Genomic DNA, 14,841 nt, shown 5'->3' on the forward strand with positions numbered 1-14,841 from the left:
CACGGACGGTAAAAATTTAACCACAAAAGCCACAAAAGATATTGATACCGTTTATTAAAGTTGAATGTAATATGTTGAATAAGCTCACGAAACCTTTAAAAATCTTTGATTTTTAATCTGATGTGCTCTAAAATATATACAATACTTAAAATTAAAAATTCTGATGTGACTTAGGTGTTAAAAAATTAAAATACAATGCAGACTATTAAATATCAACATAACAAAAATTCCTCCAAAGGAGGGGTGGCAAAAATTCAAAGAATTTTTGGCCGGGTGGTTAATAGCGTAAGACTTTTATAAGCATTAGCGACTTTGTGAAACTAAAAAAATATTGATAATTAAAAACTTTGTGTCCTTAGTGTTCAAAAAATTAAATATGAAAAAAACAATACTCAATCTCTGTTTAATAGGATATTCGGGAATATTATTTTCTCAGAATCCCATTATTCAGACCAATTATACGGCAGACCCTGCGCCGATGGTGTATAACGACAGGCTTTATGTCTACACCACTCACGATGAGGACGATTCCACTTGGTTTGTAATGAACGACTGGAAGGTCTATTCCACCAACGATATGGTGAACTGGACCGACCATGGAAGCATTCTGAGCTATAAGGATTTCGACTGGGCAAAACGTGATGCCTGGGCAGCGCAATGCGTGGAAAGAAACGGCAAATTCTTTATGTATGTTCCGATGTGGTCCAAAACCAACAACAAAGGAGCGATTGGTGTTGCGGTGGGTGACAGTCCGTTTGGACCATTCCATGACCCGCTTGGAAAACCATTGGTTCAGAGTGAATGGGGAGATATTGACCCGACGGTTTTTATTGATGACGACGGTCAGGCCTATATGTATTGGGGAAATCCCAAACTTAAAATGGTTAAGCTCAATCAGGATATGATTTCCTATTCCGGCGAAATTGTGGAAGTGCCAATGACCGCAGAATCTTTCGGAAAAAGGGACGGAAAAGAAAACCCTGAAAGACCTACAAAATATGAGGAAGGGCCTTGGCTGTACAAAAGAAAAAATCTGTATTATCTGTTCTGGCCGGGCGGTCCGCTCCCTGAATTCATTGGATATTCAACCAGCAAAAGTGCACAGGGACCCTGGAAATACGGCGGAATTGTAATGCCAACCGAAGGAAAATCTTTTACCAACCATCCCGGAATTGTTGATTTCAGAGGGAAATCCTATTTCTTTTATCACAACGGTGCTTTGCCGGGAGGAAGCGGGTTCACAAGGTCGGTGAGTGTGGAAGAACTTAATTTTAATAAAGACGGTTCTATTTCACCTATTAAAATGACGAATGGCATTACCAAAGCCATTGCAACCGTTAATCCTTATGCTTTTAATCAGGCAGAAATGATTGCGTGGTCTGAAAATGTAAAATCTTATCAGAACAAAGAAGCAGGCGTCTTCATCAAAGCTAAAAAAAGTGGCGCTTATACGAGCGTGAAAAATGTTGATTTTGGCAAAAAAGGAGCATCGACATTTTCGGCCAGAGTTGGAACGACTCACAACAGCGATGTAACGATGGATGTTCATTTGGACAGTGTGAGCGGACCTATTATCGCTACGGTAAAAGTTCCGTTGACAGGCGGAGACGACCGTTGGGAAACGGTGAAAGCCGAAGTAAAGGAAAAAATTACCGGTGTTCACGATGTATATTTTGTATTTAATGGAAAAGCAGCAAAAGATATTATGTTTTTCGATTATTGGACTTTTCTTGAAAATAATTAATTATGATTAAACTTTTTTTTAAACTATCACTTACCTTTAGTATTCTCATTATGAATACTGTTTTTGCACAGGTTGCAGAAATCTCCAGTCCTGACGGAAAATTGAAACTGAATGTCTTTTCGGAGAATGGAAAAGCACTTTATAATGTTACTTTTCAGGGAAAGACAATGCTTGATAAATCTCCATTGGGCTTAATCACCAATGAATCTGATTTCTCTAAAAATTTAAAATTCATTGACAGCAAAAAAGATAAGGTTTCCAAAAATTATACAAACGAAAAAATCAAAAAATCACAGGTTAGTTATGTGGCTAATACTCTGACAGTCAATTTTACCAATGCAGATAACTTCAATATGGGGATTGAATTTCAGGTGAGCGATAATAATGTCGCTTTCAGATATGAGATTCAGCCGATGAAAGACCGTTTGAGCGCCGTTGTACAGTCGGAAATTACAGGTTACAGATTTCCCTCTCAAACCACAACGTTTCTTTCTCCCATGATGAAGCCGATGACAGGTTTTGCCAGAACCGCTCCAAGCTACGAAAGCGGTTACAAAGCTGATGCGGAATTAGGAACAAAAGCTGATTATGGTTACGTTTTTCCGGGACTGTTTCATATCGGAAACGACGGCTGGATTTTATTGTCCGAAACAGGAGTGAACAGTTTGTACTGCGCTTCACATCTCGATACAACTTCTGAAAAAAATCTTTACCAGGTTGCTTACCCGAATATGGCTGAAAACAACGGATTCGGAAGTACCGGAGCTGCCATTTCACTTCCGGGAAAAACGCCTTGGAGAACTATCACCATTGGCAATTCCCTGAAACCAGTTGTTGAAACCACTATTCCTTTTGATGTCGTAGAACAGATGTATGAGCCTTCACAAAAATACACTTTCGGAAAATCTACATGGAGCTGGATTTTGTGGCAGGACAACAGTATGAATTACGAAGACCAGAGTCTCTTTATCGATTTAGCATCAAAACTAGGTTATGAATACATTTTGATTGATGCGCTTTGGGACAAAAATATCGGAAAAGAACGGATGAAAGACCTCATTCAGTACGCCAAATCCAAAAATGTCGGAATTCTGTTATGGTACAATTCCAACGGTGCTGCGAATGACGCGCCGATGGGACCGAGAAACAAAATGAGCTCATCCATCGAACGAAAAAAGGAAATGAAATGGCTGAAAGATGTCGGTGTCAAAGGTCTGAAAGTCGACTTTTTCGGAGGAGACAAGCAGGAAACGATGCGTCTTTACGAAGATATTCTTTCCGATGCCAATGATTTTGGATTAAAAATTATTTTCCACGGAGCTACTTTGCCGAGAGGCTGGGAAGTCATGTACCCGAATTATGCAGGAAGCGAAGCGGTTTTGGCGTCAGAAATGCTCTATTTTTCTGAAGATGTCCGCAAACAGGAAGCGTTTTTTGCGACGTTGCACCCGTTCATCAGAAATACAGTCGGAAGTATGGAGTTTGGCGGAACTTTCCTCAACAAATATTTAACAAAATCCAATAAGGATAAAAATAAAAGATACACCACCGATGGTTTCCAGTTGGCAACGGCTGTTCTGTTTCAAAATCCGGTTCAGATGTTTGGTGTAATGCCGAACAACCTGAGCGACGCACCAAAATTCCAGCTCGATTTTATGAAAGAAGTTCCGACGCTTTGGGACGAAACGGTGTTCATTGACGGATATCCGGGAAAATATTCCGTGATTGCCAGAAGACATAATGATCAATGGTATGTTGCCGGAATTAATGCCGAAAAGATTGTTAAAAAACTGAAAATCAGCCTTCCGATGTTAGCCGGAAAAATGTTGAAATTAATTAACGATGATGCTCAGGGAAATTCATCAGAAAAAGTGGTGAAAGTTAATGTGAAAGGTGAATTTAATGTGGAAATTCAGCCGAATGGAGGATTTGTTTTGAGAAATTAAAATAATTATTTGGGCAGCTTAATCCGCCCTCCGTTCCCGCTTTTTTGCTCGTCGTTCCTCCTCACAAAAAGAGCTCCACTCAGGTCGGGCTGCTAGAGATCATTGCAAAAGAATCCGAAGGATTCAATATCAATAGCCGTAGGTGCAACCTATGGAAAACGAAAAGTAAATAAAATCCGAACCCTGAAAGGGTTCAATTAATTAACTGTTAAGATTTGTTTATCAATAAATATAAAAGATTATGAATCAAATAAAAATATTTTTTCTTGTCATATTATTTGGATGCTGTCTACAGCTTAATGCTACAGAGCCATTCATTAGTACAGAGAAAAATTCTGAGACGATTGTTTTAAAAGAAAAATCGGTTAATCTTTCAATTTTCGTTAATTCAGGAATGGATAATGGGATATTGAGAGCTGTTAAAAATTTACAATTCGATTTTCAGAAAGTTACGGGAAACCAGCCAAGTATTCTGAATGAGATTTCAGGACAGCAATTTCCGCTGATTATCATTGGAACAGTCGGAACAAAATCTGTTATTGATGATTTAATTAAACAGAAAAAAATTGACGGAAAATCCTTAACCGGAAAAAAGGAAAAATACATCATCCAAAATATCAGCAATCCGTTTCCCGGTGTTTCCGAAGCGATTGTGATTGCAGGAAGCGACAAACGCGGAACGATTTACGGAATTTATGAAATGTCTCAGCAAATTGGGGTTTCACCTTGGTATTATTGGGCGGATGTTCCGGTTCAGGCAAAAGAAAATTTATACTTCAAAAAAGGAATTTATACCGATGGAGAACCGGCTGTTGAATATCGAGGAATTTTTCTTAATGACGAAGAACCTTCATTGGGAGGATGGGCAAGAGCGACTTTTGGAGGAATCAATTCCAAATTTTATGAGAAAGTATTTGAATTAATTCTTCGTATGAAGGGCAATTACATCTGGCCTGCCATGTGGGGAAAAGCTTTTTATGATGATGACATTTTGAACGGGCCTTTAGCCAACGAAATGGGAATCATCATGGGAACTTCACACCACGAACCGATGGCTCAAGCTCAGACGGACTGGAAAAGATACATCCAGAAGAATAATCTGCAGAATATCTGGGATTATTCGAAAAATAAAAAAGTACTGGACGAATTCTGGAAAAAAGGGATAGAACGTTCCAAAAACTGGGAAAAACTGGTAACAATAGGAATGCGTGGTGATGGCGATGAAGCAATGGGAGAAGGCACCAACATTGCCCTCCTCGAAGAAATTGTAAAAAACCAACGTAGGATAATTGCCAATGTTACCGGAAAAAAAGCGGAGAAAACGCCTCAGGTTTGGGCATTGTACAAAGAAGTTCAGGACTATTATGACAAAGGAATGCGCGTTCCGGACGATGTGATTTTATTGTTTTGTGATGACAACTGGGGAAATGTGAGAAAACTTCCGGACCTTTCAAAACCTTTACACAAAGGCGGTTACGGGATGTATTACCACTTCGATTATGTGGGCGGACCGAGAAACTCAAAATGGATTAATATCAGTCCGATTCAGAGAGTTTGGGAACAGATGAATCTTTCTTACGAACATAAAGTGGATAAGGTTTGGGTCGTCAATGTCGGGGATTTAAAACCGATGGAATTCCCAATCAGCTTTTTCCTGGAAATGGCCTGGAATCCGAAACAATTCAATTCAAAAAATCTTTTGGAATATACTGAAAAGTGGGCGGCGCAACAGTTTGGTGAAAAATATGCCAAAGAAATTGCAGGAATGATTAATCTTTATTCAAAATATAACCGTCGTGTAACGCCAGAAACATTGGACTGGAAAACTTACAGCCTTCAAAATTATAATGAATTTGAAACGGTTTTAAATGATTACAGGTCTTTGGCATTAGAAGCATTACGTTTGAAAGAAAAAATTCCGGCAGAATATCAGGATGCCTATTTTCAGCTGGTTTTATATCCGATTGACGCTTGCAGCAATCTGTATGAAATGTACTACGCGGTGGCAAAAAACAAAGAATTGGCAGCTAAAAAAGATGTTGAAGCTAATGTCTATGCCGATAAAGTCAAAGAATGTTTTGATAGAAATACTTATCTCGACAATCAGTATAACAACGTCATTACCGGCGGAAAATGGCAGCATATGATGGACCAGATGAGAATAGGATACAAAGCCTGGTTTGACGGAAAAGAAAATATAATGCCTGAAGTTACCCGTGTTTCTGAGTCTGAAGTTCCGAAAGATAAAGTATTTCAGGAGAAAAACGGTTATGTTTCCATAGAAGCGGAAAATTTTGCAAGAAATAATAATTCAGACCGAATCCATTGGGAAGTGATTCCTGATTTTGGAAAGACAAAATCCGGTGTAACGACTTTACCTCAAAACGTTTATCCGAAAGCTGATGAAAATATTTATCTGGAATATGATATGAATTTTGAATCCAAAGGTGAATTTGAAGTCCAGTTGTTATTAGCTCCGACTTTGAATTTCAATCATAACAAAGGATTGCGTTATGAGATTTCCTTTGATGGCGGAACGCCGCAGGTGGTCAATTTCAATGGCCATTACAGAGGTGAATTGGGAAGATGGCAGTCCGAGCATATTATTAAGTCTATAACGAAACATCAGATCTCTCAACCCGGAAAACATAAGTTACGATTCAGAGTACTTGAGCCGGGAATCGTGCTGGAAAAAATATTGATCAATACGGGAGGCTTACTGCCTTCTTATCTGGGTGCACCCGAAAGTGAAATTCTTCACTAAAAATCAGCAGAATATTAATAATAATCTACGTTTTGCCTATGAAACATTAATTTATTTCACCTCTGAATGCTAAGTATCGTTTTTCAACAAAATAATGTACAGGAAAGAGCTAAGGATCTTGTAGTATAACTTTATTTACGATAGCTGCCTGAAACTTTTCAGGGTATTTTCTTGATGGTTTTTAATTATAAACTGTCTTGAAGGGGATTGTATTATCCAAACTTTACTGAAAATTATCAAAATTAAAACTAGAACATTATGAGAAAAATTTTAAACCGGATGCTTGCTCTGGCGGTAGGCATCACCTGTACTCAATTTGCAGATGCACAGACAGTATTACCTGCGAAAGTAAAAATCGACAAAAATATTGTGTATCAAAATGTGACCGGCTATGGCGGTTTCGTATGCAGTCCGCAGTTTGCGTACAATCACATGACTCCGGCGGAGATTCAAAAACTTTGGGGGACCGGCGCAACCGACGCAGGATACAATATTTTGAGGTTATATATTCCTGAAAATCAAGCGGACTGGCCGCAGGTTTTGGCAACTGCTCAGCAGGCAAAAGCAATGGGACTGATCGTTTTCGCAAGTCCCTGGACAATGCCCGCGGCATGGAAAACCAACAACAATTCGAATGCAGTTTATACGGATGCCAATGGTATGCAGCAGATCGGCTATCTGAAACCGGAACATTATCAGGATTACGCTTTGCATTTGAACAGTTTTGTAACCTATCTGGCAAATAATGGCGTGGCGCTGGATTACATTTCAATTCAAAACGAGCCGGATGAAATGGCGCAATATGCTGGTTGCATATGGACGCCGACACAGATCGCAAATTTTGTAAGGGATTACGGCCAGCTCATCAACTGCAACGTCATTGCTCCCGAAAGTGTTGGCTTTACTGATAATTTTGCCAATGCCTTTTTAAATACGGCAACCATGGCCAATTTTGAAGTCTATGGCGGACACCAATATGGAAGTATGCAGTCCGTTTACAAGCAGTTTCAGGCGAATAATAAACAGATCTGGCAGACAGAATATCTGATCAATTGGAACTCTAATGCAAGTGTTCCTGCACGTGATTTCAGCTGGTCGATTGATGGTTTTTCTTTTGCAAAAGCGGTCAACAATGCGATGCTCGGAAATGTGAACGCATGGGTACATTATGCATCCAAAAGATATTATGGAATGATGGGGGACGGTACAAACGGAACCGTTGCAGGTGAAATGACCAAACGCGGTTACATTTTATCTCAATATGCTAAAACCACCACCAACAAAAACAGAATTGATACCAAATGGGAAGTGGCGACAGGCAGTCTGGAAGGTTCTTCCTATATTTCTCTTGATGGAAATCAGGTGACGTTAATGGTAATAAATTCCTCCTCAAACACTTATAATCTTAAGGTTGATCTTCCTTTTTATACCAATTCTGCGAACAGCATTACTACTTCTCAAGTGCAGAATATGATGTCGGCACCGCTAACCTTTACTACGGATACATTCAGACCGCAGGTTTCTGTGGCACCGTCTAGTGTAATGACTTTTGTGTTTACAAAAAGTGGCGACCGACCCGTTTCTAACATGACCGGAACTGAAATTCATTACAACAAAATTGAAACTTTATCAACGACAAATCCGGCCTTTGGTACAGCATACCAGATTTCGGGACAGACAGTGACGTTTTATAATTCAACACCGCTTTTCAGCCAGAATATGACGGCGGCAAACGGGTATATTGCTTTGAATGACCGTTATAATAAGTTGGTTTTAAATGTTCTAAGTTATACGACAACGCTTGGCCAGTCATCATCAAATACGACATTGTACTATGTTGATAATGATAATGTAGTAAGAAATTACAATTATGGAAGTGTGAATTTGCCAGCACCCGGATCAGGAAGCTTTAATCTGGTTTTTGATCTTTCGAGGGCAACACTTCCGTTCGGATGCAAAGGGATTTTAGGCTTAAGAAGCGGAAATTACAGTTCTATTTTAACCTTAAACCTGGGTGATGTTTATTTTAATGTCGGAAACGAAAGAGCCGCAAAATTTACCGGAGCATATACCGAGACAGACAGCAGTCTTTTAGATGCGATGGAAAACAGCCAGTATACTTCATTAGATTTCCGTACGGCAACCGGCATCACTCCAACTTCAAGCTGGATCGCTGGTGCTGAGAATAAGAACAGTATTTTTTATGTTAACAGCAGTGTGGCAAACACCAATACCAATGTCATTTCAGGAACAAACTGCACTACACTGACACTTTCAGATCAGGGCAAAGATTTCCAGATTCCGTTTAATTTTACCGCTGCGGCAGCTTCTTACAGCAGGACTTTTAATGGATACGATGTGTTGTTATTACCTTTCGAAGCAAATATTCCTTCAGGAGTAAATGCATATCTCATGACACCAGGTTCAGCGGCAGTTTCGTGTACCCCGCTTTCCAATACAATTCCTGCGAACACCCCGGTTCTTGTGAATGCAACAGGAAGCTTTACTTTTACCGGTACAGGAAATGTTTCTACACCGAAGGCCATTACCGTAAATCAGATGAACGGAGTTTATCAGGCTATTAAAGTTCCTGCCAATGCCTATGTTTTAAAAACAGAAAATGGAGTGACAGGATTTTATAAAGTAACGGTAGGAAGCGAGCCATTGATTAATCCTTTCAGAGCTTATCTGAGCGAAGAAAATGCATATTCGGCAAGTGTTCTTCCTTTAAATTTCTCAGTTCTTTCTACAAAAGAAGAAATGACAAATAATGAAGCTAAAATATATCCTAATCCTGCCAAAACAGAGATCTTTATTGAAATAAAGAATGATGCTAAAGCCTCAGTTTTTGATTCCAAAGGAAGTCTGATCATCTCAGATTTAAAAATGAAATCAGGAAAAAACAGGATTGATATTTCAACATTAACTTCGGGGATTTATTTCATTGAAATAGCTGATGGAAAAAATAAAATTTTAAACAGCAAATTTATTAAGCAGTAATTTATTTCAGATCACTAGTAAAGAATTTCATTCGAGACTGTCCTAAAGTTGGGGCAGTCTCTTTTTGGGTACCAAAATGAGCAGTCCAATCATTTAATTTAGTTTCAGCACGAAAAGTTTAGGTCTTGTAATAATAAGTTTATACCTTAAAGTTAAATTTTTAAGTGTTAAATATAAATTTTTAGGTCTGAGACGTAAAAATATAAGTATTAAGTATATTTTTTTAAGCTTTAAATAGATATTTTTTAGTCCTATAGAAATAATTATTTATTTAAAACGTAAAAACATCATTCCGTTACATTTTAAACTCATTAGCGCGCTGCAATAAGAATAAGCTTCTTTTTGGGAAAGAATCAATTTGAAAAATTAAGTGTAAACAATACATTTATTTAAAATAGAATCTTATATTTGTTTTTCATAAAAGCAGGCAGATAGTTAAATTTCTGTCAAAATTTTTAACCATATAATATTCTTGTTGTATCCAAATGAAAAAGATTCTGTTAAATATATCAATCTTCATCTGTGCGTTCTCATCTGCACAAAATTTTAAATATCCTTTTCAAAATCCCAAGCTTCCGGTCGATCAGAGAATCGAAAATCTTCTCGGATTATTAACGGTGGATGAAAAAATCGGGATGATGATGGACAACTCCAAAGCAGTTCCGAGATTGGATATTCCCGGTTATGGCTGGTGGAACGAGGCACTTCACGGTGTTGCCAGAGCAGGAACCGCAACCGTTTTTCCTCAAGCCATCGGAATGGCGGCAACCTGGGATGTTCCGGAACATCTCAAAACTTTTGAAATGATTTCCGACGAAGCCAGAGCAAAATACAATAGATCTTTTGACGAATCCCAAAAAACCGGACGTTACGAAGGTCTTACATTCTGGACACCGAATATCAATATTTTCCGCGACCCGAGATGGGGAAGAGGTCAGGAAACCTATGGTGAAGACCCATATCTGACTTCCGTTTTGGGTGTTGCTGCCGTAAAAGGTTTACAGGGAAATGATTCGAAATATTTCAAAACCCACGCCTGCGCCAAACATTTCGCCGTTCACAGCGGCCCGGAATGGAACCGCCATTCTTACAACGCCGAAGTTTCAAAACGGGATTTGTATGAAACTTATCTTCCGGCTTTCAAAGCCTTGGTTTTGGAAGGAAATGTGAGAGAAGTGATGTGTGCCTACAATGCGTTCGACGGACAGCCTTGCTGTGCCAACAATACTTTATTAACAGAAATTCTCCGTGGAAAATGGAACTACGATGGAATGGTCGTTTCCGACTGTTGGGCATTGGCAGATTTCTACCAGAAACAATATCACGGAACACATCCTGACGAAAAAAGTACCGCCGCAGATGCTCTGAAGCATTCTACAGATCTGGAATGTGGCGATACATATAATAATTTAAATAAATCTCTCGCAAGCGGATTAATTACCGAAAAGGACTTAGATATTTCAATGCGAAGAATTCTGAAAGGCTGGTTTGAGTTGGGAATGCTCGACCCAAAATCTTCCGTTCACTGGAACTCAATTCCATATTCAGTTGTTGATTCTGAAGAGCATAAAAAACAGGCGTTGAAAATGGCTCAGAAATCTATTGTATTGATGAAAAACGACAAAAATGTTTTGCCTTTAAATAAAAATATCAAAAAAATCGCGGTTGTCGGCCCAAATGCTGATGACGGACTGATGCAGCTGGGTAATTACAATGGAACACCTTCATCCATTGTAACGATTCTGGATGGAATCAAAACCAAATTTCCAAACGCAGAAATCATTTATGAAAAAGGAACTGAAGTTGCCGATCCATCTTCCAGAACATCGCTTTACCAAAACTTTTTAAGCCAGAAAAAAGGCGAAAAAGGAATGAAAGTAACATTTTTCAACAACAATGAATTTAAAGGAATTCCTGCTAATATCTCTGTCAATAAGACAGGAATCAACTACAACAGCTTCGGCGGAACTCAGCTTGCTCCGAATGTGGGAAGAGAAAATACGTCGGCGATTATTTCCGGCGTTTTCAAAAGTCCTTACACGGGCGATGTGATTCTTTCGCCTTCAACATCCGATGTTTACACACTTTTTGTTGATGGGAAAGAAATTGCCACCAGAAAAGGTCCCGATGCCAGACATCCTTCAGAATTTCCTGTGAAAATGGAAAAAGGGAAAGAATATCTGATTGAGTTACGCCACACTCAGAAAGGAAAATATGTAAGCATCACTTTTGATGTGTACAGAAAAGACCCTGTCAATTTCGCTGCAGTTAGGGATAAAGTGAAAGATGCGGATGTAATTGTTTTTGCGGGCGGACTTTCTCCAAGTCTGGAAGGCGAAGAAATGATGGTGAATGCAGAAGGTTTCAAGGGCGGCGATAAAACTTCCATTGATCTTCCGAAAGTTCAACGTGAATTATTGACCGAATTGCACAAAACAGGGAAACCTATTGTTTTTGTTCTGTGTACAGGAAGTTCATTGGGATTAGAACAAGACGAAAAAAATTATAACGCTTTATTGAACGCTTGGTATGGCGGACAAGCCGGAGGAACTGCGGTTGCAGATGTTTTGGCGGGAGATTATAATCCGTCTGGAAGATTGCCGATTACCTTCTATAAAAATCTGGAACAGCTTGACAATAATTTATCTAAAACCAGCAAACATCAGGGCTTTGAGAATTATGATATGCAGGGAAGAACCTATCGTTATATGACCGAAAAACCTTTGTACGCTTTCGGTCACGGTTTAAGTTATTCAAAATTTGTTTACGGAAATGCTAAGCTGAACAAAAATATTATCAATTCTAATGAAAATTTGACGATTACAGTTCCTGTTACAAATAATTCGGAAAGAGACGGCGAGGAAGTGATTCAGGTGTATGTCAAAAGAAATAATGATCCTTCGGCACCTGTAAAGACTTTGAGAGCTTTTGAAAGAGTCTTGATTAAAGCGGGTGAAATAAAGAATGTTCAGCTTACTATTTCTCAGGATTCATTTAAATTTTATGATGAAAAAGTAGATGACTTAGCTCCGAAAGCAGGAGATTACACGATTTTCTACGGCGGAACTTCCGACGAATCCGGATTGAAAAATCTTCAGTTAACAGTAAACTAATCTTTTACTGTTAAAATTTAAATGTTCAAACTAATTTTAATTAAGCGCAAAAGTGACAAAAGATTTATTGAAATAATTTATAGTACCTCAAAAGTTTACAAAGAAAAAAATCAAAGATTTTTTAAACTTATGTGTTCTCTTGGGAAAGCTAATTATTAAGCTAAAATAATTAAAGAGCTAAAATCTTTTGTGGCTTTTGTGGTTAGAAAAACTGCCCAAAAACCAATCAATGAAAACAAAAACCAAAATATTCACAGCCGCTATTTCGCTAAGTGTTGCATTTTTTTCAGCCCAAAATAAAACTATCAAAACCCATTTTCTCGAATTGGACGGAACTTCCACCAACATCAAAATCCAACCCACGATGTACGGGATTTTCTTCGAAGACATCAACTTTGCGGCAGACGGCGGATTGTATGCGGAACTTATTAAAAACCGCAGCTTTGAATTCGACGAACCTTTAACAGGCTGGAAACAACCCAACACAAAAACACTTTCTCCAAATCTGGATTCCGGTTTTTTGACAATTATCACCGACAAATCTAAAACCAATAAAAACTACGCAAGAATCACGGTTTGGAACGATAAAAATTATCTGCTTGAAAACGAAGGTTTCAGAGGAATTGGTTTGCATCAGGGTGAGAGTTATGACTTAAGTTTCAATCTAGAAAACATTTCAGGAAATATTTCTGCCGTTAATACAAGTCTGATTGATGAAAACGGAACAGTGATTTCCTCAGTTTCCTCAATCATAAAAGGTGGAGGATGGCAAAAATATACTGCTGTTTTCACACCTTCTAAAACGGTTGAAAAAGCAAAGTTACAAATCACATTTACCGGAAAAGGAATTGTGAATATGGATATGATTTCACTGTTTCCGCAAGACACCTGGAAAGGCAGAAAAGGCGGTTTAAGAAAAGATTTGGTTCAAAAATTATACGATTTACAGCCAGGATTTTTACGCTTTCCCGGTGGATGTATTGTCGAAGGAAGAACGTTGGCAGAACGTTATCAATGGAAAAAAACGATTGGTAAAGTGGAAGACAGGGAAAATCTTATCAATAAATGGAACAACGGATTTGCACACCGTCTCACTCCGGATTATTGGCAGTCTTTCGGGCTTGGTTTTTTTGAATATTTCCAGCTGGCGGAAGATTTGGGCGCAGAACCGCTTCCGATTCTCAGTTGTGGAATGGCTTGTCAGTTCAACACAGCCGAACTCGTAAAAATGGAAGATTTAGATCCGTATGTTCAGGATGCTTTGGATCTGATTGAATTTGCAAACGGTGACTCTAATACTAAATGGGGGAAAATCCGTGCCGAAATGGGACATCCGAAACCTTTCAACATGAAATACATCGGTGTTGGAAATGAGCAGTGGGGAGCTGACTATATCGAACGTTACAAAGTTTTTGAAAAAGCGATACATACGAAATATCCCGATATCAAGATCATTTCCGGAAGCGGACCGTCTCCCGATGGCGAATTTTTCGATTACGGCTGGAAAGAACTTAAAAAACTCAACGCTCAGATTGTGGACGAACATTACTACAATTCCCCTGAATGGTTCTTGAAAAATGCAGATAGATATGATAAATACGATAGAAGAGGACCAAAAGTTTTCGCCGGTGAATACGCTGCACAGTCCGTTGGCGTTGTAAAACCAGATAACAAAAACAATTGGTTGACCGCACTTTCAGAAGCTGCTTTTATGACCGGATTAGAGCGTAATGCAGATGTAGTGACGATGACTTCCTATGCTCCGCTTTTCGCCCACGCAGACGGTTGGCAATGGACGCCGGATTTGATTTGGTTTAATAATCTTAAATCTTACGCTACTCCGAATTATTACGTTCAGAAATTATTCTCCAACAACAAAGGAACTGATTTAATTAAAATCTCCGAAAACGGGAAGCCGTTAAAAGGTGAGAATAATCTCTATGCATCGGCAGTTCGTGACAACAAGAAAGAAGAAACCATCATTAAAATTATCAATTCCAGTCCTCAGGAAACTTCCGTTGAAATCAATCCGAAAAACATCAAAATGGGCAATCAATTAACCAAAATTGTACTGACTTCCGCAGGACTTTCCGATGAAAATAATTTCCAATCAGAAATCATTATGCCAAAAGAAGAAACGCAGATCATCAAAAAAGGGAAAGTTTCTGTTGAAATTCCTTCAAATTCTTTGGTCATTTTGAAAATGAAATAGCTGTAAACTGCCATCAATAAAGGGAAAATTAAAATTAAGTGTGATTATTACATTTATTTAAA

General features: G+C 38.6%; 6 protein-coding genes. All 6 read left to right on the forward strand.

The window, feature by feature from the left end; translation table 11 throughout:
* Nucleotides 1–376 precede the first annotated feature (376 nt).
* The 6 genes from AC3WV0_RS02025 (at nucleotide 377) to AC3WV0_RS02050 (ending at nucleotide 14,779) form a co-directional block, all read left to right on the forward strand.
* Nucleotides 377–1,744, forward strand: a complete 1,368-nt coding sequence (locus tag AC3WV0_RS02025) for a glycoside hydrolase family 43 protein (protein WP_488843526.1) — start codon at nucleotides 377–379, stop codon at nucleotides 1,742–1,744.
* A gap of 2 nt (nucleotides 1,745–1,746) precedes the next feature.
* A complete protein-coding gene (locus tag AC3WV0_RS02030) occupies nucleotides 1,747–3,690 on the forward strand; it encodes a glycoside hydrolase family 97 protein (RefSeq protein WP_488843528.1) in 1,944 nt (647 codons plus the stop codon).
* A gap of 241 nt (nucleotides 3,691–3,931) precedes the next feature.
* Nucleotides 3,932–6,454, forward strand: coding sequence for a glycosyl hydrolase 115 family protein (locus tag AC3WV0_RS02035; RefSeq protein WP_488843530.1), 2,523 nt, complete (start codon nucleotides 3,932–3,934; stop codon nucleotides 6,452–6,454).
* Between the two features lie 258 nt (nucleotides 6,455–6,712).
* Complete coding sequence (locus AC3WV0_RS02040) at nucleotides 6,713–9,454, forward strand: T9SS type A sorting domain-containing protein (protein ID WP_488843532.1); 2,742 nt, start codon at nucleotides 6,713–6,715, stop codon at nucleotides 9,452–9,454.
* 485 nt (nucleotides 9,455–9,939) lie between these two features.
* Nucleotides 9,940–12,567 carry a beta-glucosidase gene (locus tag AC3WV0_RS02045; protein ID WP_488843534.1) on the forward strand — a complete coding sequence of 876 codons (2,628 nt, stop codon included), beginning with the start codon at nucleotides 9,940–9,942 and terminating at the stop codon, nucleotides 12,565–12,567.
* Between the two features lie 229 nt (nucleotides 12,568–12,796).
* Nucleotides 12,797–14,779, forward strand: a complete 1,983-nt coding sequence (locus AC3WV0_RS02050; RefSeq protein WP_488843536.1) for an alpha-L-arabinofuranosidase C-terminal domain-containing protein — start codon at nucleotides 12,797–12,799, stop codon at nucleotides 14,777–14,779.
* The last annotated feature ends 62 nt before the right edge of the window (nucleotides 14,780–14,841 follow it).

This window comes from Chryseobacterium sp. 27AL, from assembly GCF_057815395.1.